The organism is Streptomyces physcomitrii (assembly GCF_012273655.1).
GTDB classification, from domain to species: Bacteria; Actinomycetota; Actinomycetes; order Streptomycetales; family Streptomycetaceae; genus Streptomyces; species Streptomyces physcomitrii.
Genome location: NZ_JAAWWP010000001.1, coordinates 228,629 through 250,931, shown reverse-complemented (window position 1 = coordinate 250,931; position 22,303 = coordinate 228,629). Strand labels below are relative to the sequence as shown.

At 72.6% G+C, this 22,303-nt stretch carries 17 protein-coding genes and 1 tRNA gene; 13 read left to right on the top strand and 5 right to left on the bottom strand.

Annotated features, from left to right (window positions below; genetic code table 11):
* Positions 1–98 precede the first annotated feature (98 nt).
* The 4 genes from HFV08_RS01095 to HFV08_RS01080 all read left to right on the top strand — a co-directional run bounded on the left by HFV08_RS01095 (position 99) and on the right by HFV08_RS01080 (position 6,071).
* Positions 99–1,730 carry a carboxyl transferase domain-containing protein gene (locus tag HFV08_RS01095; protein ID WP_168534869.1) on the top strand — a complete coding sequence of 544 codons (1,632 nt, stop codon included), beginning with the start codon at positions 99–101 and terminating at the stop codon, positions 1,728–1,730.
* Between the two features lie 113 nt (positions 1,731–1,843).
* On the top strand, positions 1,844–3,877 hold the full coding sequence (locus tag HFV08_RS01090; RefSeq protein ID WP_168535617.1) for an acetyl/propionyl/methylcrotonyl-CoA carboxylase subunit alpha: 2,034 nt from the start codon (positions 1,844–1,846) through the stop codon (positions 3,875–3,877).
* 104 nt (positions 3,878–3,981) lie between these two features.
* Positions 3,982–4,902: a hydroxymethylglutaryl-CoA lyase gene (locus HFV08_RS01085; RefSeq protein ID WP_168535621.1), complete on the top strand. Its 921-nt coding sequence runs from the start codon at positions 3,982–3,984 to the stop codon at positions 4,900–4,902.
* An 11-nt stretch (positions 4,903–4,913) separates the two neighbouring features.
* A complete protein-coding gene (locus HFV08_RS01080; protein WP_168535619.1) occupies positions 4,914–6,071 on the top strand; it encodes an acyl-CoA dehydrogenase family protein in 1,158 nt (385 codons plus the stop codon).
* Positions 6,072–6,102: 31 nt separating this feature from the next.
* Here HFV08_RS01080 and HFV08_RS01075 read toward each other — a convergent pair whose 3' ends face one another.
* The gene (locus HFV08_RS01075; RefSeq protein WP_168534867.1) at positions 6,103–6,750 is read right to left on the bottom strand and encodes a TetR/AcrR family transcriptional regulator; all 648 of its coding nucleotides are present in this window, start codon (positions 6,748–6,750) and stop codon (positions 6,103–6,105) included.
* 296 nt (positions 6,751–7,046) lie between these two features.
* Between HFV08_RS01075 and HFV08_RS01070 the strand changes: the two genes are divergently transcribed.
* From HFV08_RS01070 to HFV08_RS01060, 3 genes are all read left to right on the top strand, one after another.
* Positions 7,047–8,843: an FAD-binding dehydrogenase gene (locus HFV08_RS01070; protein WP_168534865.1), complete on the top strand. Its 1,797-nt coding sequence runs from the start codon at positions 7,047–7,049 to the stop codon at positions 8,841–8,843.
* Positions 8,844–9,159: 316 nt separating this feature from the next.
* Entirely contained in the window at positions 9,160–10,215 is a 1,056-nt protein-coding gene (locus tag HFV08_RS01065; protein ID WP_168534863.1) for an ABC transporter substrate-binding protein, read from the top strand.
* Positions 10,216–10,297: 82 nt separating this feature from the next.
* Positions 10,298–11,137, top strand: coding sequence for a siderophore-interacting protein (locus tag HFV08_RS01060; protein WP_168534861.1), 840 nt, complete (start codon positions 10,298–10,300; stop codon positions 11,135–11,137).
* A gap of 210 nt (positions 11,138–11,347) precedes the next feature.
* Here HFV08_RS01060 and HFV08_RS01055 read toward each other — a convergent pair whose 3' ends face one another.
* Complete coding sequence (locus HFV08_RS01055; protein ID WP_168534859.1) at positions 11,348–12,967, bottom strand: beta-N-acetylhexosaminidase; 1,620 nt, start codon at positions 12,965–12,967, stop codon at positions 11,348–11,350.
* A 289-nt stretch (positions 12,968–13,256) separates the two neighbouring features.
* Here HFV08_RS01055 and HFV08_RS01050 point away from each other — a divergent pair, with 289 nt between their 5' ends.
* Positions 13,257–13,514 (top strand): hypothetical protein, encoded by a 258-nt coding sequence (locus HFV08_RS01050; RefSeq protein WP_168534857.1) that lies wholly within the window; start codon positions 13,257–13,259, stop codon positions 13,512–13,514.
* A 109-nt stretch (positions 13,515–13,623) separates the two neighbouring features.
* A complete protein-coding gene (gene glmS / locus HFV08_RS01045) occupies positions 13,624–15,441 on the top strand; it encodes a glutamine--fructose-6-phosphate transaminase (isomerizing) (RefSeq protein ID WP_168534855.1) in 1,818 nt (605 codons plus the stop codon).
* Positions 15,442–15,471: 30 nt separating this feature from the next.
* Here glmS and HFV08_RS01040 read toward each other — a convergent pair whose 3' ends face one another.
* The gene (locus HFV08_RS01040) at positions 15,472–15,996 is read right to left on the bottom strand and encodes a universal stress protein (protein WP_040248964.1); all 525 of its coding nucleotides are present in this window, start codon (positions 15,994–15,996) and stop codon (positions 15,472–15,474) included.
* A gap of 915 nt (positions 15,997–16,911) precedes the next feature.
* Between HFV08_RS01040 and HFV08_RS01035 the strand changes: the two genes are divergently transcribed.
* The 4 genes from HFV08_RS01035 (at position 16,912) to HFV08_RS01020 (ending at position 19,758) form a co-directional block, all read left to right on the top strand.
* Positions 16,912–18,123, top strand: coding sequence for a helix-turn-helix domain-containing protein (locus HFV08_RS01035; RefSeq protein ID WP_168534848.1), 1,212 nt, complete (start codon positions 16,912–16,914; stop codon positions 18,121–18,123).
* 9 nt (positions 18,124–18,132) lie between these two features.
* The gene (orn, locus tag HFV08_RS01030) at positions 18,133–18,774 is read left to right on the top strand and encodes an oligoribonuclease (RefSeq protein ID WP_168534846.1); all 642 of its coding nucleotides are present in this window, start codon (positions 18,133–18,135) and stop codon (positions 18,772–18,774) included.
* Positions 18,775–18,879: 105 nt separating this feature from the next.
* Positions 18,880–18,952: transfer RNA gene (locus tag HFV08_RS01025), tRNA-His, on the top strand.
* Positions 18,953–19,230: 278 nt separating this feature from the next.
* The gene (locus HFV08_RS01020; RefSeq protein ID WP_168534844.1) at positions 19,231–19,758 is read left to right on the top strand and encodes a hypothetical protein; all 528 of its coding nucleotides are present in this window, start codon (positions 19,231–19,233) and stop codon (positions 19,756–19,758) included.
* Positions 19,759–19,838: 80 nt separating this feature from the next.
* On the opposite strand, the gene HFV08_RS01015 is transcribed toward HFV08_RS01020, so the two are convergent.
* Together HFV08_RS01015 and HFV08_RS01010 are read right to left on the bottom strand one after the other, a co-directional pair.
* Entirely contained in the window at positions 19,839–20,378 is a 540-nt protein-coding gene (locus HFV08_RS01015; protein WP_246341419.1) for an excalibur calcium-binding domain-containing protein, read from the bottom strand.
* Between the two features lie 297 nt (positions 20,379–20,675).
* The gene (locus HFV08_RS01010) at positions 20,676–22,091 is read right to left on the bottom strand and encodes a Gfo/Idh/MocA family protein (protein ID WP_168534842.1); all 1,416 of its coding nucleotides are present in this window, start codon (positions 22,089–22,091) and stop codon (positions 20,676–20,678) included.
* Positions 22,092–22,303: the final 212 nt, after the last annotated feature.

Here is a 22,303-nt window from a genome sequence, read left to right as displayed (position 1 = left end):
TTAGCGCTCGTTAACCTTTGGGGCATACGTTAACGCTCACTAACTGGCGGGCCGCGAACCGGCGCCGCCGGGGAGCTGCGAGCAAGGAGGCTCGAACGATGCAGCAGGCACCGGTGCTCACCAGCGCCGCCGACCCGGCCTCGGAGGCCTGGCGAGCCAATGAGGCCGCGCACCAGGCGCTCGGCGAGGAGCTGCGCTCCCGGCTGGACGCCGCGCGCCTGGGCGGCGGCGAGCGGGCCAGGGCCCGGCATGTGGCGCGCGGGAAACTGCTGCCCCGCGACCGGGTGGACACCCTGCTCGACGAGGGCTCCCCCTTCCTGGAGCTGGCGCCGCTCGCGGCCGAGGGGATGTACGAGGGCGGGGCCCCGGCGGCCGGGGTGATCGCGGGCATCGGCCGGGTCTCGGGCCGCGAGTGCGTGGTCGTCGCCAACGACGCCACCGTCAAGGGCGGCACGTACTACCCGATGACCGTCAAGAAGCACCTGCGCGCCCAGGAGGTGGCCCTGGAGAACCGGCTGCCCTGCGTCTACCTGGTCGACTCCGGCGGCGCCTTCCTGCCCATGCAGGACGAGGTCTTCCCGGACCGCGAGCACTTCGGGCGGATCTTCTACAACCAGGCGCGGATGTCCGGCGCGGGCATCCCGCAGATCGCGGCGGTGCTCGGCTCCTGCACCGCGGGCGGGGCGTACGTCCCGGCGATGAGCGACGAGGCCGTGATCGTGCGCGGCCAGGGCACCATCTTCCTCGGCGGCCCGCCCCTGGTGAAGGCCGCCACCGGCGAGGTGGTCACCGCCGAGGAGCTGGGCGGCGGCGAGGTCCACTCCCGCGTCTCCGGGGTGACCGACCACCTCGCCGAGGACGACGCGCACGCCCTGCGGATCGTGCGGAACATCGTGGCCACCCTGCCCGACCGGGGCCCGCTGCCCTGGTCGGTGCGCCCGGTGGTGGAGCCCAAGGTCGACCCGCACGGGCTCTACGGCGCCGTCCCGGTCGACTCCCGCACCCCCTACGACGTGCGCGAGGTGATCGCCCGCCTGGTCGACGGCTCGCAGTTCTCCGAGTTCAAGTCCGAGTACGGCCAGACCCTGGTCACCGGCTTCGCCCGGCTGCACGGCCACCCGGTCGGCATCGTCGCCAACAACGGCATCCTCTTCGCCGAGTCCGCCCAGAAGGGCGCGCACTTCATCGAGCTGTGCGACCAGCGCGGCATCCCGCTGCTCTTCCTGCAGAACATCTCCGGCTTCATGGTCGGCAAGGACTACGAGGCGGGCGGCATCGCCAAGCACGGCGCCAAGATGGTCACGGCGGTGGCCTGCACCCGGGTGCCCAAGCTGACCGTGGTCATCGGCGGCTCCTACGGCGCGGGCAACTACTCGATGTGCGGCCGGGCGTACTCCCCCCGCTTCCTGTGGATGTGGCCCGGCGCGAAGATCTCCGTGATGGGCGGCGAGCAGGCCGCCTCGGTGCTCGCCACCGTCAAGCGGGACCAGCTGGAGGCGCGCGGCGAGTCCTGGCCCGCCGAGGACGAGGAGGCCTTCAAGGCCCCGGTCCGGCAGCAGTACGAGAGCCAGGGCAACGCCTACTACGCCACCGCCCGGCTCTGGGACGACGGCGTGATCGACCCGCTGGAGACCCGGCGGGTCCTCGGCCTCGCGCTCACCGCCTGCGCCAACGCCCCGCTGCCCGCCAAGGACCCGAAGGCGCCCGGGTACGGCGTCTTCCGGATGTGAGCGCCATGACGACCGACACCGTGTCCGCGAGGGACAGCAAGGGCGAGGAGCCGGGGCAGATGGGCGGGAAGGCCGAGATGCGGGAGAGCAGCACAGCCGGGGCGGGCGGGCGGATGTTCGACACCGTCCTGGTGGCCAACCGGGGCGAGATCGCGGTCCGGGTGATCCGCACCCTGCGGGCGCTCGGCGTCCGCTCGGTGGCCGTCTTCAGCGACGCCGACGCCGAGGCGCGGCATGTACGCGAGGCGGACACCGCGGTACGGCTCGGTCCGGCACCGGCCGCCGAGAGCTATCTGTCCGCCGAGCGGCTGATCGAGGCGGCTCGGCGCAGCGGGGCCCAGGCCGTGCACCCGGGGTACGGATTCCTCGCGGAGAACGCCGCCTTCGCGCGGGCCTGCGAGGAGGCGGGGCTCGTCTTCATCGGCCCCTCCGCCGAGGCGATCGCGCTGATGGGCGACAAGATCCGGGCCAAGGAGACGGTCCGCGCGGCGGGCGTGCCGGTGGTCCCCGGCTCCTCGGGCAGCGGGCTGAGCGATGAGCAACTGGCCGCCGCGGCACGGGAGATCGGCACCCCGGTGCTGCTCAAGCCCTCCGCGGGCGGCGGCGGCAAGGGCATGCGCCTGGTGCGCGAGGAGGCGCTGCTCGCCGAGGAGATCGCCGCCGCCCGCCGCGAGGCCCGGGCCTCCTTCGGCGACGACACGCTGCTGGTGGAGCGCTGGATCGACCGCCCCCGGCACATCGAGATCCAGGTCCTCGCCGACGGCCACGGGGGCGTGGTCCACCTCGGCGAGCGGGAGTGCTCGCTCCAGCGCCGCCACCAGAAGATCATCGAGGAGGCGCCCTCGGTCCTGCTCGACGAGGCGACCCGGGCGGCGATGGGCGAGGCCGCGGTGCAGGCCGCGCGCTCCTGCGGCTACCGGGGCGCGGGCACCGTGGAGTTCATCGTGCCCGGCGGCGACCCCGGCGCGTACTACTTCATGGAGATGAACACCCGCCTCCAGGTGGAGCATCCGGTCACCGAGCTGGTCACCGGGCTCGACCTGGTGGAGTGGCAGCTGCGGGTGGCGGCCGGGGAGCGGCTGCCCTTCGCCCAGGAGGAGATCACCCTCACCGGGCACGCCGTCGAGGCGCGGATCTGCGCCGAGGACCCGGGCCGCGGCTTCCTGCCCTCCGGCGGGGTGGTGCTCGCCCTCGCCGAACCGGAGGGCGAGGGGGTGCGCACCGACTCGGGGCTGAGCCTCGGCACCGAGGTCTCCAGCCTCTACGACCCGATGCTCTCCAAGGTCATCGCCTACGGCCCCGACCGGGCCACCGCGCTGCGCAGGCTGCGGGGCGCGCTCGCCGGGACGGTCACCCTGGGCGTGGGGACCAACGCCGGGTTCCTGCGCCGGCTGCTCGCCCATCCGGCGGTGGTGGCCGGGGAGCTGGACACCGGCCTGGTGGAGCGCGAGGCCGACTCGCTGATCCCGTCCGAGGTCCCCGAGGAGGTGTACGAGGCCGCCGCGGCGGTGCGGGTGCGGCAGCCCCGGCCGGACGCGGGCGGCTGGCTCGACCCCTTCTCCGCAGGCGGCGGCTGGCGCCTCGGCGGGCGGCACGTCCCGGTCACCCACCAGCTGCGGGTGCCCGGCCTGGACCCGGTGGCGTATGTGGCGCGCGGCGAGGCCACCGTCGAGGAGGACGCGGTCTTCGTCACCCTGGACGGCGTCCGGCACCGCTTCACCCGCGCCGGGGACTGGCTCGGCCGGGAGGGCGACGCCTGGCAGGTGTGCGACCACGATCCGGTCGCCGCCTCGCTGCGGGGCGCCGCGCACGCGGGCGCCGACTCGCTGACCGCGCCGATGCCGGGCACCGTCACCGTGGTCAAGGTCGCCGTCGGGGAGGAGGTGGCCGCGGGCCAGAGCCTGCTGGTGGTCGAGGCGATGAAGATGGAGCACGTCGTCTCCGCCCCGCACGCGGGCACCGTCACCGAACTCGACGTCAGCCCGGGCACCGCGGTCGCCATGGACCAGGTGCTCGCGGTGGTCGAACCGGCCGCCGCCGAGGACACCGGGACCGGACTGCCCGCGCAGCCCGCACCGGACGCGCAGAGCGCACCGGACGCGAAGGACGCGAAGGACGCGAAGGACGCGAAGGAGCCGACGACATGACCGAGTCCCCTACGACGGGCGGTGCCGGTGCGGCCGGTGCCCCCGACGCCGCGACCGGTGCCGCCGCGGCCGGAGCCCTCGCGACCGGGCCCCGGGCCCTGCCCATGCGGTTCCCGGACAGCCGGCTGCCCGCCCGGGTCCGTATCCACGAGGTCGGCGCGCGCGACGGCCTGCAGAACGAGAAGGGCGTCGTACCGACCGAGGTGAAGGCCGAGTTCGTGCGGCGGCTCGCCGAGGCCGGGCTCGGCACCATCGAGGCGACCAGCTTCGTGCATCCGAAGTGGGTGCCCCAACTCGCCGACGCCGAGCAGCTGTTCCCCCAGCTCACCGATCTGCGGGTGCATCTGCCGGTCCTTGTGCCGAACGCCCGGGGCATGGAGCGGGCGCTCGCGCTCGGCGCCCGGCGGATCGCGGTCTTCGCCAGCGCCACCGAGTCCTTCGCCAAGGCCAACCTCAACCGCACCGTGGACGAGGCCCTGGCCATGTTCGAACCGGTGGTCGCCCGCGCCCGGCAGGAGGGCGTGCACGTACGCGGCTATCTGTCGATGTGCTTCGGCGACCCCTGGGAGGGCGCGGTCCCCCTGGAGCAGGTGGTGCGGGTCTGCACCGCGCTGCGGGACATGGGCTGCGAGGAGCTGAGCCTCGGCGACACCATCGGCGTGGCCACCCCCGGCCATGTCCGCGCCCTGCTCGGCGCGCTGCACGAGGCCGCCGTGCCCACCGAGGCGCTCGGCGTGCACTTCCACGACACCTACGGCCAGGCCCTCAGCAACACCCTGGCCGCCCTGGAGCTCGGCGTCACCACGGTGGACGCCTCGGCGGGCGGGCTCGGGGGCTGCCCGTACGCCAAGAGCGCCACCGGGAACCTCGCCACCGAGGACCTGGTCTGGATGCTCGACGGCCTCGGCATCGACACCGGGGTCGACCTGGACCGCCTCACCGCCACAAGCGCCTGGATGGCCCAGCAGCTCGGCCGCCCGAGCCCCTCTCGTACCGTTCGCGCCCTCTCCCACAAGGAGTCCTGAAAGCCATGTCGATCGACCATCGCCTGTCCGCCGAGCACGAGGAACTGCGGCGCACTGTCGAGGAGTTCGCCCACGACGTCATCGCGCCGAAGATCGGCGACTACTACGAGCGGCACGAGTTCCCCTACGAGATCATCCGCGAGATGGGCCGGATGGGCCTGTTCGGGCTGCCCTTCCCCGAGGAGTACGGCGGCATGGGCGGCGACTACCTCGCGCTCGGCCTCGCCCTGGAGGAGCTGGCCCGGGTGGACTCCTCGGTGGCGATCACCCTGGAGGCCGGGGTCTCGCTCGGCGCGATGCCGCTGTACCTCTTCGGCAGCGAGGAGCAGAAGCGCACCTGGCTGCCGAAGCTGTGCGCGGGCGAGATGCTCGGCGCCTTCGGCCTGACCGAGCCGGACGGCGGCTCCGACGCGGGCGGCACCCGCACCACCGCCCGCCTGGACGAGTCCACCGGCGAGTGGGTCATCAACGGCACCAAGTGCTTCATCACCAACTCCGGCACCGACATCACCGGACTGGTCACGGTCACCGCCGTCACCGGCCGCAAGCCGGACGGCAAGCCGCTGATCTCCGCCATCCTGGTGCCCTCCGGCACCCCGGGCTTCACGGTGGCGGCCCCGTACTCGAAGGTCGGCTGGAACGCCTCGGACACCCGGGAGCTGTCCTTCGCCGATGTGCGGGTGCCCCGGGAGAACCTGGTCGGCGAGGAGGGCCGGGGCTACGCGCAGTTCCTGCGCATCCTCGACGAGGGCCGGATCGCCATCGCGGCGCTGGCCACCGGTCTCGCCCAGGGCTGTGTGGACGAGTCGGTGAAGTACGCCAAGGAGCGGGTCGCCTTCGGGCGGGTGATCGGCGACTTCCAGGCCGTGCAGTTCAAGATCGCCGACATGGAGATGAAGGCGCACACCTCCCGGCTGGCCTGGCGGGACGCGGCCTCGCGACTGGTGCAGGGCGAGCCCTTCAAGAAGGAGGCCGCGCTCGCGAAGCTGTACTCCTCCACCATCGCGGTGGACAACGCCCGGGAGGCCACCCAGATCCACGGCGGGTACGGCTTCATGAACGAGTACCCGGTCGCCCGGATGTGGCGGGACTCCAAGATCCTGGAGATCGGCGAGGGCACCAGCGAGATCCAGCGGATGCTGGTGGCCCGCGAACTCGGCCTGGGCTGAGGGCAGTCGCCCCCGCGCCGCCCGGCGGTCCTCAGCCCCCCGGGCGGCGCAGGGAGGCGAGCAGCAGACCGACGAGTTCCTCGACGAGCTCGTCCAGGCTCGCGTCGACCCAGCCCGCCGCCCAGTCGTGCAGCAGGCCGTTGACGCTGCCGATGAAGGCGGCCGCCGCGAGGCTGTAGTCCCGGTCGGCCGCCTCGCCGCGCGCCCGCGCCGCCTCGGCCTCGGCGCGGATCAGCTCGATCCAGCGGGCGCGGCGGCTGAGCCGCTGCTCGTCCATGCGCGGGCTGATGCCGACGATCTCGGTGAAGGTGATCCGGATCCGGCGCGGGTCCGAGGTGACGCTCGCGGCATAGGCGCGGAAGACGGCCGCATAGCGCTCGGCGGCGGGCTGCCCCGCGCTGCCGGCGAGCGCCTCGGTCACCGCCGCCTCGGCCCAGTCGTTGACCAGCAGGTGCAGGGCGGCGAGGACGTCCTCCAGGGTGCGGAACTCCTCGTAGAACTGCCGGGTGGACAGACCGGCGGCCTCGCAGAGGGCGGCGACGGTGGTCGCCCGGTAGCCGGGGCCCGCGCCGAAGAGCTCCAGGGCCGCGCCGAGAAATCTCTCCCGGCGCTCGGCACCCCGCTCACTGGCCGTCTTGCCTGCGTAACGGCCGGTGGGCTGCCTGACTCTGCCCTTCACCCGCACCTCCTCCTTCGCACGGCGGCCATCTTCTCCTGTCCGGGGGCTTGAAGAAGCCCGCGCCCGTCATTACTTTCGAGTAGCCAGATCTGAACAGAGCCGTTTTCAGAATCCGGCACCGCCGCCTTCCCCTGCGATCCGCACCCCGGCGCGCCCGGTCGAGGCCTTCGCACGCCTCCACCCGCCTCGCACGCCTTGTCATGCCTGCCTCAATCCCCCTTCCCGATCTCCGGTCGTCCCCGGTCAACTCGGCGCCGCCCGGGCCCACTTGATCCTCCCGGCAGAAGGAGAGAGCCATGGAAGAAGAGTCCTCCGGGACATCCCCGGTCAGCCGCAGGCGCCTGATGCAGGTCGCGGGCGGGGCACTGGCGGCCGGTACGGCGCTGGGCGCGAGCCCGGCCTACGGCGCCGGGTCCCCGAAGGCGGACGCAGACGTGATCGTGGTCGGCGGCGGGCTCGCCGGACTGGTCGCCACCGCCGAACTGACCGCCGCCGGACGCAAGGTGATCCTCCTCGACCAGGAGCCGGAGGCGAGCCTCGGCGGCCAGGCGTACTGGTCCTTCGGCGGCCTCTTCCTGATCGACTCGCACGAGCAGCGGCTGTGCGGGATCAAGGACTCGCTGGAGCTGGCCCGGCAGGACTGGCTCGGCACCGCGGGCTTCGACCGGGGCGTCGAGGACCGCCTCGGCGAGGACCACTGGGGCCGCCGATGGGCCGACGCCTACCTGGAGTTCGCCGCCGGGGAGAAGCGGTCCTGGCTGTACGGGATGGGCATGCGCTGGGTGCCGATCGTCGGCTGGGCCGAGCGCGGCGGGCAGCTCGCGGACGGCCCCGGCAACTCGGTGCCCCGCTTCCACGTCACCCTCGGCACCGGCCCCGGCGTGATGGAACCCTTCGAGAAGCGGGTGCGGGAGGCGGCGAAGAAGGGCCTGGTCACCTTCCGCTTCCGGCACCAGGTGGACGAGCTGCTGCTCAGTTCCGGCGCGGTGACCGGCGTCCGCGGCTCGGTGCTGGAACCGAGCAACGCCCCGCGCGGGACGGCCAGTTCACGGACCAAGGTCGGCGAGTTCACGCTGAACGCCCCGCAGGTGCTGGTCACCTCCGGCGGCATCGGCGGCAATCTGGACCTGGTCCGCGCGAACTGGCCGAGCCGCCTCGGCTCCCCGCCGCGCACCATGGTCACCGGCGTCCCCGCCCATGTCGACGGCCGCATGCTGGAGATCGCCGAACGCGCGGGCGGCCGCCTGGTCAACCGCGACCGGATGTGGCACTACACCGAGGGCCTCAAGAACTACGAGCCGATCTGGGCGAACCACGGCATCCGCATCCTGCCCGCCCCCTCCTCGCTCTGGTTCGACGCCAAGGGCCGCCGCTTCCCGGCCCCCGCGATCCCCGGCTACGACACCCTCGGCACCCTGAAGATGATCAAGGACACCGGCTACGACTACTCCTGGTTCGTCCTCAACGAGCGCATCGTCAAGAAGGAGTTCACCCTCTCCGGCTCGGAGCAGAACCCGGAGCTGACCCGCAAGGACCTGGTCGCCTACCTCGCCAACCGGGCGCTCGGCCAGACCCCGGAGCCGGTGCGGAAGTTCCTCGACCGGGGCGAGGACTTCGTCGTCGCGGACACCCTGCGCGAACTGGTCGCCGGGATGAACGAGCTGACCGGCCAGAACCTCGTGGACCACGACGCGCTGCTGCGGCAGATCACCGCCCGCGACCGCGAGGTGGACAACCGCTTCGGCAAGGACACCCAGGTGATGGGCATCCGCAACTCCCTGGCCTATGTGGGCGACGACCTCTCCCGCACCGTAGGCCTGCACCGGATCCTCGACCCGGCGGCGGGACCGCTGATCGCCGTCCGGCTGAACCTGCTCAGCCGCAAGACCCTCGGCGGCCTCCAGACCGACCTCTCCGGCCGGGTGCTCGACGCCGACGGAGCGCCGGTGCCGGGCCTCTACGCGGCCGGGGAGGTCTCCGGCTTCGGCGGCGGCGGGGTGCACGGCTACCGCTCCCTGGAGGGCACCTTCCTCGGCGGCTGCCTCTTCTCCGGCCGCCAGGCGGGCCGCGCGGCGGCGGCCGAGAGCGCCTGACCGCACCCGAGGTCCGCCTGAACCGCCCCTGGTCCAGGCGGACTCGGGCAACTGCCGCCGGGGCGGGCCGACTTGGCGAACCGTCCTTCGGCCGGGCGGCGCAGGGCCGCCGCGTCCGGTGCGCGGACGCCGGTCGCGGGCCTGCTCCGGGGGGCCGGGCGGGCGGCCGGGCGGCAGACGCGCGGGGCGCGGGCGGGCGGTGTGCGCCGTCGCACACCCGGGCCGGGGCCTCTCGACAGGGCGGGAAGTTAGGTTAGCCTAAGCCCGTTCCCTCCCGGAGCGGTTTTCGGCCGCGCCTCCTGAAAGCAGTTCAGCCATGCCTTCTTCACGCCCCTCCTTCCTGTCCGCCGGCGGCCCGGCCTCGCGGCGCAGCGTGCTCGCCGCCGGGGGTGCCCTCGGCCTCGGCGCCCTGCTGACCGCCTGCGGGGACGGCGACGCGGACCAGGAGGGCAAGGGCGGCTCGGACGGCGGGGGCGCCTGGTCGTTCCAGGACGACCGCGGCAAGAAGATCCGGAAGGACTCCGCGCCGAAGAACATCGTCGCCTTCACCGGTGTCGCCGCCGCGCTGTTCGACTACGGCATCGAGGTCAAGGGCGTCTTCGGCCCGACGAGGACCAAGGACGGCAAGCCCGATGTGCAGGCCGGCGACCTCGACATCGACAAGGTCACCGTCCTCGGCAACGAGTGGGGCCAGTTCAGCGTAGAGAAGTACGCGAGCCTCGAACCGGATCTGCTGGTCTCCGGGGTGCTCGACGCCAAGGGCACCCTCTGGTACGTACCCGAGGAGTCCAAGGACAAGATCCTCCCGCTGGCCGACAGCGTCGGCATCAGCATGTACGACCGCGAGCTCCCCCAGCCGCTGGCCCGGATGCTGGCCCTGGCCGCCTCGCTCGGCGCGGAGGTGAAGGCCAAGAAGGTCACCGACGCCAAGAAGCGCTTCGAGGACGCGGCGGAGCGGCTGCGCAAGGCCGCGAAGTCCCGCCCGGAGATCAAGGTCCTGGTCGGCTCCGCGAGCCAGGAGATCTTCTATGTCTCCGGCTCGAACCTCTCCCCCGACCTGGAGTTCTTCAAGTCCCTCGGGGTGAAGCTGGTCGAGCCGCCGGAGTCCGCCAAGAAGGAGAGCGGCGGCTGGTTCGAGAACCTGAGCTGGGAGAACGTCGACAAGTACCCGGCCGACGTGATCATGATGGACAACCGCACCTCGGCCCTCCAGCCCGCGAGCCTGACCAAGCCGACCTGGAAGCAGCTGCCCGCCGTCAAGGCGGACCAGGTCATCCCGCGCGTCACCGAGCCGGTCTACTCGTACGCGAAGACCGCCCCGATCCTGGAGGACCTCGCCGAGGCCATCGAGAAGGCCGAGAAGGTCAGCTGACCGACCGCCCGGGACGCGGTGCGGCGCCTCCCGGGCCCCCGCCCCGCCCCAGGCCGCCCCGCAGGACCGAGGAGCCAGCGCGATGACCACCACCGCCGAGACCCCCGTACGCGCCTTCGACTTCTTCGCGGTACGGGTGGTGCGCACCCGGGAACTCAGCGCCGGGATGCGGCGCGTGACCTTCGGCGGCCGGGAGCTGACCGGCCTGGACTCCGGTGGCCGCGACCAGAGCGCCTCGCTGTTCCTGCCGCACCCGGGGCAGCGGGTCCCGGTGCTCCCGGCGGACCTGGGCGAGTCGACCTGGTTCGCCGCCTGGCGTGAACTCCCGGAATCCGTACGGGCGGTGATGCGCTCGTACACCCTGCGCGCCCAGCGGCCCGGGCCGGACGGCGGGGAGGTGGACATCGACTTCGCGCTGCACGGTGACGGCGGGCCCGCCTCGCGCTGGGCGGCGCGCGCCGAGCCCGGCGACCGGGCGCTGCTCCTCGGCCCGCGCCGCGCCGACAACCTGGGCGTGCGCTTCCGGCCGCCCGGGGACGCCGACCTGGTGGTGCTCTACGCGGACGAGACGGCGCTGCCCGCCGCCGCGGCCATCCTGGAGTCGCTGCCCGCCGGCACCCGGGTGCGGGCCTGGCTGGAGGTCGCCCGGGAGGCGGACCGGCTGCCCCTCGACCACGGCCCCGAGGCCGAACTCACCTGGCTGGTACGGGAGTCGGGCGCACCGTCGGCGGCCGAGGCGGTGGCCGCCGGGCTGCCCGACTGCGCGGCCCCGTACGCCTGGATCGCGGGCGAGTCCGGCAGCGTGAAGGCGCTGCGGCGGCAGCTGGTGCGCGGCTTCGGCATCGACCGGCGGCGGGTGGCCTTCGTCGGCTACTGGCGCCGCGGCCTCAGCGAGGAGCAGCTGCGGGAGGCCGCCGAGTGAGGGCGGGGCGGCCCCTCCCGCCCCGTCCGGCACACCGGACCGCCCGCCCCACTGGCCACACGACTTAGGTTAGGCTAACCTGACTTTGTTGCTAGGCCGCTCCTCTCCCGCCGGAGAGCGCGGCTCAGGACGGCCACGACCGAGACGCCCCGGAGTACGGTCCTCCGGGGCGTCTCGGTCGTGTGCGGGCGGCGGCCGCGGGGTCCGGACTCAGCTGCTGGGCCAGGGCACCTGCGGGGACTTGTAGTAGTCGATGCCCAGCTCGTCCCAGCGCGGGCCCTCGGCGGCCAGGCGCTGCCGGTACGCCTCCCAGTCGTGGCTCTCGGCGGAGGACCAGCCCAGCTCGGCGATGCCGGGCAGCCGCGGGAAGGCCATGTACTCCAGGTGGTCCGAGGTGGACAGGGTCTCGGTCCACAGCGGCGCCTCGACCCCGGCGACCGCCTCGGCGGGCAGCCCTTCGAGGTAGCTGCCCGGGTCCCAGTCGTAGGAGCGCCGGACCTCGACCAGGCCCGCCCAGGACAGGCCGAGCGGGGTGTCCTCGGTGTACTTCATGTCGAGGTAGGCCCGGTCGGCCGGGGAGAGCACCACCTTGGCGCCGTTCTTCGCCGCGTCCACCACCTGCTGCCGCTCCTGCGCCCCGGTGGCGTCGTAGCCCCAGTACTGGAGGGTGGCACCCTTCGCCGGGGTCGCGCCCGCCAGCTGGTGCCAGCCGTAGACCTTCTTGCCGTACTTGGCGACCACCGGCTGCACCTTGTCCATGAAGGCCGTGTAGTCCTCGTGGCTGGTGGAGTGCGCCTCGTCGCCGCCGATGTGGATCGTGTCGCCGGGGGTCAGCTCGGCGATCTCCCGGATCACGTCGTCCACGAAGTCGTACGTCACGTCCTTGCCGGCGCACAGCGAGCTGAAGCCGACCTCGGTGCCGGTGTACAGCGGGGGCGCGACGCCGTCGCAGTTCAGCTCGGCGTAGGAGGCGAGGGCGGCGTTGGTGTGGCCCGGCATGTCGATCTCCGGGATCACCTGCAGCTGCCGGGAGGCCGCGTAGGCGACCAGGTCCCGGTACTGGTCCTTGGTGTAGTGGCCGCCCTCGCCGCCGCCGACCTGGGTGGAGCCGCCGTACTCGGCGAGCCGGGGCCAGGAGTCGACGGCGATCCGCCAGCCCTGGTCGTCGGAGAGGTGCAGATGCAGCTTGTTGATCTTGTACATGGCGGCCTGGTCGATATAGCGCTTGACCTGGTCCACGGTGAAGAAGTGCCGGGAGACGTCGAGCATCACGGCCCGGTGCGCGTAGCGCGGCACGTCCTCGATGGTGCCGCCCGCGACCAGCCAGGGCCCGCGCTGGGCGGTGCGCCGCTCGACGGCGGTGGGCAGCAGCTGGCGCAGGGTCTGCACGCCGTGGAAGAGCCCGGCGGACTTGCGGGCGGTGATGGTCACGGCGGAGCGGCCACTGGTCAACCGGTAGCCCTCGTCGCCGAGTTCGCGTGCGCCGGGGCTCAGCTCCAGGCGGATGCCGTCGCCGCCCCCGCGCCCGGTCAGCGGCAGGTCCAGGCCGGTGGCGGGCCGCAGCAGCCCGGCGAGGTAGCCGCCGACGCCCTGGGCGCCCTTGCCGCCGGTGACCCGGATCCGGGTGTCGCCGGTCAGCCGGTAGGGCGCGCCGCCCGCCTCGACCGAGGAGGGCGCGGGGATCACCTGGTCGAGGCCGCGCGGCTGCCCGGCCGGGGACGGCGCCCCCGGGGAGGCGGCGCCGACGGAGCCGAAGGCGGCCGCCGAGACGAGGAGGAGCGCGCCGAGGACGCGGCGCGTGCGGGCGGGGGTTCTGGGGTGCTGTCTCACAAACGGTCCCTTCGGCAGGAGCCCCTGGAGGTGGGGAACAGCGCACGGGGACTATCGGTATCGCGCACCCCCCAAGTGGTCAAGACCACTCACACGGGATGCGGCGGCGGGAACCCGCCCGACGAGGGGATTCCGGGCACCGGCACCCGGCTCATCGGGCGCCTGGAACCCGGGGCGCCTCCCGCACCCGTCACCGGAATGCCGGATTCCGCCGAGGTCCGGGCCTGACACGTGCCCGATATCGGGCAGGATTCTTGCGAAAGGCCCGCCACTCCCCCAGGATCGTCCCGTGCACGAGGACCTTGTCGATCACCTGACCCGCAGCACGCCGCTCAGCCGCGGCGAGGCCCTGCGCGTGGTCCAGGACGTCCTCGCGTACTTCGACGAGACGGCCGAGGACTTCGTCCGCCGCCGCCACCGCGAGCTGCGGGGCCAGGGCCTCGTCAACGCGGCGATCTTCGAACGGATCGAGGCGGACCTGGCCTACCGCGCGGTCGCGCCGCCCCAGCTCACGCTGAGACAGCTGCGCCGCATCGTCTACGGCTGACCGGACCGCCACCCGGACCGTGCCCTGCCGGGCACCGGCCGCCCTCCGTACCACCCGCCGCGTACCGCCCACCGCGTACGCAACCGAACCGCAAGGGGAGCCCGAGAACATGTGCGGAATTGTGGGATACATCGGCAAGCGCGATGTCGCGCCGCTGCTGCTCGAAGGACTGCAGCGCCTGGAGTACCGCGGCTACGACTCCGCCGGTGTCGTCGTCACCGGACCCAAGACCGCGGGCCTGAAGATGATCAAGGCCAAGGGCCGGGTACGTGATCTGGAGGCCCGCATCCCCAAGCGGTTCGCGGGCACCACCGGAATCGCCCACACCCGCTGGGCCACCCACGGCGCCCCCTCCGACGAGAACGCCCACCCGCACCTGGACGCCGAGGGCAAGGTCGCCGTCGTCCACAACGGCATCATCGACAACGCGGGCGACCTGCGCGCCAAGCTGACCGCCGAGGGCGTGGAGTTCCAGTCCGAGACCGACACCGAGGTGCTCACCCACCTCATCGCCCGCTCCTCGGCCGCCGAGTTGGAGGACCGGGTCCGCGAGGCGCTGCGCCTGGTCGAGGGCACCTACGGCATCGCCGTGCTGCACGCCGACTTCGCCGACCGCATCGTGGTCGCCCGCAACGGCTCCCCGGTGGTCCTCGGCATCGGCGAGAAGGAGATGTTCGTCGCCTCCGACGTCGCCGCCCTGGTCACCCACACCCGCCAGATCGTCACCCTGGACGACGGCGAGATGGCCACCCTGAAGGCCGACGACTTCCGCACCTACACCACCGAGGGCACCCGCACCACGGCCTCGCCGACCACCGTGGAGTGGGAGGCCGAGTCCTACGACATGGGCGGCCACGACACGTACATGCACAAGGAGATCCACGAGCAGGCCGAGGCCGTGGACCGGGTGCTGCGCGGGCGGATCGACGACCGCTTCTCCACGGTGCGCCTCGGCGGCCTCAACCTGGACGCCCGCGAGGCGCGCGCGGTGCGCCGGGTCAAGATCCTCGGCTGCGGTACCTCCTACCACGCGGGCCTGATCGGCGCCCAGATGATCGAGGAGCTGGCCCGCATCCCCGCCGACGCCGAGCCCGCCTCGGAGTTCCGCTACCGCAACCCGGTGGTCGACCCCGACACCCTCTACGTCGCCGTCTCCCAGTCCGGCGAGACCTATGACGTGCTCGCCGCGGTGCAGGAGCTCAAGCGCAAGGGCGCCCGGGTGCTCGGCGTGGTCAACGTGGTGGGCTCGGCGATCGCCCGCGAGGCGGACGGCGGCGTGTACGTGCACGCGGGCCCCGAGGTCTGCGTGGTCTCCACCAAGTGCTTCACCAACACCACCGTCGCCTTCGCGCTGCTCGCCCTGCACCTCGGCCGCACCCGCGACCTCTCGGTGGCCGACGGCAAGCGGATCATCGAGGGACTGCGCCGACTGCCCGCGCAGATCGCCGAGATGCTGGAGCAGGAGGACGAGATCAAGGCGCTGGCCGAGGAGTTCGCCGAGGCCCGCTCGATGATGTTCATCGGCCGGGTGCGCGGCTACCCGGTCGCGCGCGAGGCCTCGCTGAAGCTGAAGGAGGTCTCGTACATCCACGCCGAGGCCTATCCCGCCTCGGAGTTGAAGCACGGACCGCTCGCGCTGATCGAGCCGGCCCTGCCGACCGTGGCGATCGTCCCCGACGACGACCTCCTGGAGAAGAACCGCGCCGCCCTGGAGGAGATCAAGGCCCGCAGCGGGCGCATCCTCGCGGTCGCGCACCAGAAGCAGGAGAAGGCCGACAGCACGGTGGTCGTACCGAAGAACGAGGACGAGCTCGACCCGATCCTGATGGGCATCCCGCTCCAGCTCCTCGCCTACCACACGGCGCTCGCCCTGGGCCGGGACATCGACAAGCCGCGCAACCTCGCGAAGTCGGTGACGGTGGAGTAGGACCCGCGCGGCCCGGGGGCGGCCCCGGGCTCAGGGGATGGTGATGACGGGCCGCTGCGCACGCCGTGCGAGGCGGCCCGCCACCGAACCGAAGAGGCGGCCGACCAGTCCGTGCGTGGAGCCGACGACGATGGCGTCCGCCTCGTACTCCTTGCCGACCTCCTCCAGTTCGTGGCAGATGTCGCCGCCGCGCTCGACCAGGATCCACGGGACCTCGGAGAGGTACTCCGCGCAGGCCAGCTCCAGACCGAGCACCTCGGTGCGGTGGTCCGGGACGTCCACGAAGACGGGGGGCTCGCAGCCCGCCCAGACCGTGGTGGGCAGCCGGTTGGCCACATGGACGATGATCAGCCCGGAGCCCGAGCGGTACGCCATCCCGATCGCGTAGGCGAGGGCGCGCTCACTGGAGGTCGAGCCGTCGAAGCCGACGACGACTCCGTGCTGGAAGGCGGGATCGCAGGCATGGCGTGGTTCCGCTGTCGGCAGGGGCTCACCGGAGTGGTCGGCGAGCTGCCGCTTGCGGTCCGCTGGTTCAAAGGATTCGTGACCGGCCATCGGAGTCTCGGCTTACAAGGTCCTCAGTCGGGAGCGGCTGACGGGGGCTGACTGTGAAGGTGCGCGGGTACAAGGAGTCGGGGCCCGTACGCGGAGCGTACGGACGGGGACGGACGAGCGCCGAACTGCTGTGTCCGGGAATCGTCTTCCCTGGCCCATACCCCCAAGGGTACGGCTGCACTCCTCTCCGGCGAGGTCCGTCTGGACCCGTATACGGCGTTTTCGGGAGCATGCACGAGGCCGCGCCGGAAGGCAATGGTGGCTGGGGTGTACAGGCGATTTCCCTCGGCCTCCCCTCCGCTTCACCCGTGGTCCATGCACCCACCCGTACCCCGCCCGGGGCCCGGCACTCCCGGGTCGCGGCGGGCGGGCGGCACCCGTCGCTTTCGTGACGACCCGGCCTCCGCCGCCGGTGGAGGAGCGGTGTCGGCGGCGGGTCCTTGGTGAAGATCCGCGCGGCGGGCGGCGGCGCAGTGGGGGCGCATGGAAGCGTGAGCCTCCACCGAAAGATTCGCGCCGTGCCACACCGTGCTTCTCGGTTGCGCCCCGGCTGTTTTGAGCCAACTTCCCTGGAGGCTCCGAAAGTTGGCCCGGCCGGCCGGCAATACCCTTCCGACCGGCCGGAATGGCGGCTCTTGGGGCTTGACGCGGCCCTCGGGCCCCCCACGGCCGCCCGATTGATACCGGGCATACTTCGCCTCGCAACCCGCATTCGGGGCACTTTTCGAACGAACGCTTCACGCCAGGCGGCGATGTCGACATTGCTGCGGGTGCTGAACTGGTCACGCTGCTACCGAGGGACGCAGTAGATTCGATCATGACTGTATTACGGCGGGGGACTCGTGCAGGACCGAGGGGAAACGTGCAGGAGCGAAGCAACCGAGGAGCCGCGACCACCGAGGGGGGCTTAGCGTCATGAGCCACGACTCCACCGCTGCGCCCGATTCCACGGCCAGGAAGCTGTCCGGAAGGCGCCGCCGCGAAATAGTCGCCGTACTGCTGTTCAGCGGCGGCCCCATCTTCGAGAGTTCCATACCGCTGTCGGTGTTCGGCATCGACCGCCAGGACGCGGGCGTGCCCCGCTACCGGCTGCTGGTGTGCGCGGGCGAGGACGGCGCGCTGCGCACCACCGGCGGCCTGGAACTGACCGCGCCCTACGGCCTCGACGCGATCTCGCGCGCCGGGACCGTGGTGGTGCCGGCCTGGCGCTCGATCACCGCGCCGCCGCCCGAGGAGGCCCTCGAGGCGCTGCGCCGGGCGCACGAGGAGGGCGCGCGCATCGTCGGTCTGTGCACCGGCGCCTTCGTGCTCGCCGCCGCCGGACTGCTCGACGGCAGGCCCGCCACCACCCACTGGATGTACGCGCCGACGCTTGCCAAGCGCTACCCGTCGGTCCACGTCGACCCGCGCGAGCTGTTCGTGGACGACGGCGACGTGCTGACCTCCGCGGGCACGGCCGCCGGCATCGACCTGTGCCTGCACATCGTGCGCACCGACCACGGCAACGAGGCGGCGGGCGCCCTGGCCCGCAGGCTGGTCGTCCCGCCCCGCCGCAGCGGCGGCCAGGAGCGCTACCTCGACCGCTCGCTGCCGGAGGAGATCGGCGCGGACCCGCTGGCCGAGGTGGTCGCCTGGGCCCTGGAGCATCTGCACGAGCAGTTCGACGTGGAGACGCTCGCCGCCCGCGCGTACATGAGCCGCCGCACCTTCGACCGCCGCTTCCGGTCGCTGACCGGCAGCGCGCCCCTGCAGTGGCTGATCACCCAGCGGGTGCTCCAGGCCCAGCGGCTCCTGGAGACCTCCGACTACTCGGTGGACGAGGTGGCGGGCCGCTGCGGCTTCCGCTCCCCCGTCGCGCTGCGCGGCCACTTCCGCCGCCAGCTCGGCTCCTCCCCCGCCGCCTACCGGGCCGCCTACCGCGCCCGCAGGCCGGGAGGCGAGCGCCCCGCCGAGGTGGCCCCCATGGCGCTGCCGGAACCGCCCGTCCCCGCGCAGACCAGGCGCACCGCGGCGGCCAGCTCGCTGGGCCCCAGCGCCTCGATGCCGATGGACGCGCGGCCGCCGGAGTCGTACGCCCCGGGAAGCATGGGGCGCCCGAGCCTGCCGGGGCCGCGGAGCGCGCCGTAGGGTGAGCGCATGAACGATCGCATGGTGTGGATCGACTGCGAGATGACCGGTCTCTCGCTGGCGAACGACGCGCTCATCGAGGTGGCCGCACTGGTCACCGATTCGGAGCTGAACGTACTCGGCGAGGGAGTGGACATCGTGATCCGCCCGCCGGACGCGGCGCTCGAGACCATGCCCGAGGTGGTGCGCTCCATGCACACCGCCTCGGGCCTGCTCGAGGAACTCGCCGCGGGGACCACTCTCGCCGAGGCGGAGGACCAGGTCCTCACCTACGTACGGGAACACGTCAAGGAACCGCGCAAGGCCCCGCTCTGCGGAAACACCGTCGGGACCGACCGCGGCTTCCTGCTCCGGGACATGCCGGCCCTGGAGGGCTGGCTGCACTACCGGATCGTGGACGTCTCCTCCGTCAAGGAGCTGTCCCGGCGCTGGTACCCGCGGGCCTACTTCAACAGCCCGGAGAAGAACGGCAACCACCGCGCGCTGGCCGACATCCGGGAGTCCATCGCCGAACTCCGCTACTACCGCGAGGCGATCTTCGTCCCGCAGCCCGGCCCCGACTCGGAGACCGCCCGCACCATCGCCGCCCGGCACGTGCTGCCCAAGGAGGACGGCGGCGAGAAGAGCGGGCAGCCGGAAGCCTCCGCCTGAGGGTCCTCCGGCCCGGCGGAAAGGCGGGCGCGAGCACCCGCCGGGACCCTGTACACTTTTTCTCGGCCGGTAGGGGACTCCCCAGGGAGCACCAAGCCGGTCGTGGTGGGTGTAGCTCAGCTGGTAGAGCACCTGGTTGTGGTCCAGGAAGTCGCGGGTTCAAGTCCCGTCACTCACCCTCGAACGATCAAGGCCCGGTCCGGGAAACGGACCGGGTCTTTTTCGTGCGCGGGTTCTCGGGTGCTCGGGGTGCGGGCTTCGGGATGTGGGATGTGGAGTGCCGGGGGGCGCGGGCCGCCGGGCTGCGCTCCGGTTCGTCGGGCGCGCGCGGGCGCGAGCGCCACGCCCGGTGCGGACAAGCCGTGCGCCCGCGCCCCCTTCTCGACCACGATGATCCCGTCTCCGCCCCACCGCCGGTCCCCCGCACCGGCCGCACCCCGAGATGGGAGCCGGACCATGTCCGACAGCCCCGACTCCGTCGCCGTCACTCCCCTCGGCGCCGAACTCCTGGTCATCTCCGTCCCCCACCAGGGCCCCACCCACGTGCTGTCCGACCTCCCCCGCGCGGCGGCCGTACGGCTGCTGCGCGGCGTCGCGAACGGGATGGAGGGCGGGCCCCGGCTCGGCGACTCCGGGGCCCCGGCGTGCTGGGAACCGCCGCGCGAGGAGGAGGTACCGGGACGGGGAGCCCTCATCCGCGCGCTGACCGCCCCCCGGCACAAGGGCCCGCGCTACTCCCCGGACTCGGCCGCCTACCTGGTCGACGAACTCTGCGAGGATGTACGCCGGGTGACCGCCGCCGTGCAGCGCAGCGTCCTCGAACACGCGGAGCGGTCCCAACTGGCCGTGTCCGCCCACGCGTTGATCGACCTCATCGATCCTGACGCGGAGCCGCCGGGGGAACACCGGGGGCCGTCGCCGCTGAGTGGCGGAGAGGGCGGGGAGGGCAGGGAGGACGGGGAGGCCAGGGAGGCAGGGGCCTGAGGCTCAGGGCACCAAGACGGCTGGGGCCCTCCGCAGCCGCCCGCCGTCGCTGCCGCCGCTGCCGCTGCCGCTGCCGCCGCTCAGGAGTCGCACCCTGTACCGTCCCCGTCGCGGTCCAGGTGGGCCGCGTAGCCCGGTTCCCCGCGGTGGACGGGGGCGGCGCCCGCGGCCCGGGCGGCGGTGCAGTTCTCGTAGTAGACGCTGCCGGTGCCGCCGCCTCCCGTACCGCCGCCGCTCCCCCGGGCCTGCGAACTCCCGCCGCCCGACGTGCTGTTGGCGTCGCTGTTCCCGGAGTCCCGTGTCGCGCGCGGACGTTCGGTGACCGTGGCGGTGGCCGTCGCCGTGCGGGTGACGGTGACCCGGGGCTCCGGTTCCGCGCTCGCGGTGGCCGTGACCGTGGTGGTCACGGACGGGGCCGGGGCACTGGCGGCGGGCTTCGCCCGGTCGGTGGTGGAGGCGGCGTCCTGGGTCGAGCTGATACCGAAGCCGACGCCGAGGAAGAGGAGCAGGGCCCCGCCGCCCCAGACCCGCTTCATCCTGCCGAGCGGCCGCTGCGGAGGCACCGGCGGCGGTACGTACGGACCGAACGGCGACGGCGGCCTGTTGTCAGGAAAGTTCATGATCCCCCCTGGGATGTCGTACGCAGGGGCACATCATGGAGCATGTGGAGTAAATGTGGAGGGGGAATGCAGGAAACGTGACCCCGCGCGGGGAGGGAGGCGGGAGCGGAGACCCGGAGAGACCGAGACGGAGACGGAGATGTAGACGTGGACGGAGACGGGGACGGGGACGGAGAAGCGAAGGCCCGGTCACCGGAGTCAGGGAGTGGGTGACCGGGCCTTCGCCGTACCCGCGGGGGGGCGCACGGAGGGGGTTGTCTCACGAGGGGCGCTCCCGCGCGGGAGCCGGGGTGCGGTTCAGCGGACCGGGGGCATCTCGGTCTGCTTCGAGTCCAGGCCGGGGCGCTTGCCCACCCAGGAGCCGCGGGTGAAGTCGGGCATCTGCACCGGACGGCCCTTGTTCTCCAGGGACTTGACGCTCAGCGGGACCGCCGAGCACCAGGCGGCGGAGTCGTAGACGTCGAAGTCGGGGACGAGCCCGGCGCGCATCGACTGCACGATGCGCCACTGCATGACGTAGTCCATGCCGCCGTGGCCGCCGTTCTCCGCCTCGTCGGCCAACTCGCGCCACAGCCAGTGCTCGTGCTCCTCGCGGTAGGGGGCGAAGCCGCGCCAGACGTCGTCGCTGTGGTCCGGCTCGAAGTAGACGCGGGCGCCGGTCGGGTCGTCGCCCGCGTAGTCCTCGAAGAGACCGCGGCTGCCCGCGAGGGTGTTGATCCTGCTGTACGGGCGCGGGGAGCTGACGTCGTGCTCGGCGCGGATGGTGCGGCCGTTCGCCGTCTGGATCATGCAGGTGGTGAGGTCGCCCTCGATATAGGTCTCCTTCCATGAGGGGTGCCCCTTGGGGACGAACCGCTCGCGGTAGTCGGCGAGGCCCTTGGGCGCGCTCGCGGTGGCGGTGAGGGTGGCCATCCGGTCGCCGCGGTTGATGTCCATGGCCGCCGCGATCGGGGCGAGTCCGTGCATCGGGTAGAAGGAGGCGCGGCTGCGGGTGTGCCACAGGCGGCGCCAGGAGTCCGTGTAGTACGTGTCGTCGAAGAGCAGGGCGCGCAGGTCGTGCAGGTATCCGCCGTGGCCGTTGGTCAGCTCCCCGAAGACCCCCTCGTGCGCCATCCGCAGCATCGCCAGCTCGTTGCGGCCGTAGCAGCAGTTCTCCGCGAGGATCAGGTGCCTGCGGGTGCGCTCGGAGGTGTCGACCAGGTCCCACAGCTCCTTGAGCTCCGGGGCGATGGGCAGTTCGACCGCGGCGTGCTTGCCCGCGAGCAGCGCCGCCCGGCCCTGCTCGTAGTGGAACTCCCACGGGGTGGCGATGTAGACGAGGTCGATGTCCTCGCGCTTGAGGAGTTCCTTGTACGAGTCCCTGGAGCCGCCGAATTCCAGGGGGCGCGGCTTGCCGGCCTTCTCCAGGGCGTCGGCGCTCTTCTTGGCGCGGTCGGGCCGGATGTCGCAGACCGCGGCGACCGTACAGCCGGGGATGACCGACCAGCCCGTGGTCATCGGACCGCCGCGGTTGCCGAGGCCGATGATGCCGACGCGCACGGTGTCGCGGGCCTCGTAGGGCACGTTGATCATCGACTTCTGCCCGGGCCTGCGGCCGGGGGCGGCGGCCTCGGACGTCCCGGCACGGGCGGAGCCCATCCCGGCCGCGAGCGCGCCGGTGGCGAGGGCTCCGCCGAGGACCAAGCGGCGTGGGACTGCGGGGATTTCAGGCATGGGCGATCCGTTCCTTGTGAGGGGGTGAACAAGGCTCGCTAGCACTCAAGAGGGTTGCGGCACCACCCGGATGATGTCAATAGACGCTCAAAACAAGCTCATTTCAAACAGAAAACGTCATGCGGGTGACGAGGTGGCCGGCGGCGGGCAGAGTGCGGAGAGGTGGGACGGCACCGGTCGGCACGCGTCGCGGGGCCGTTGTCAGTGGCGGC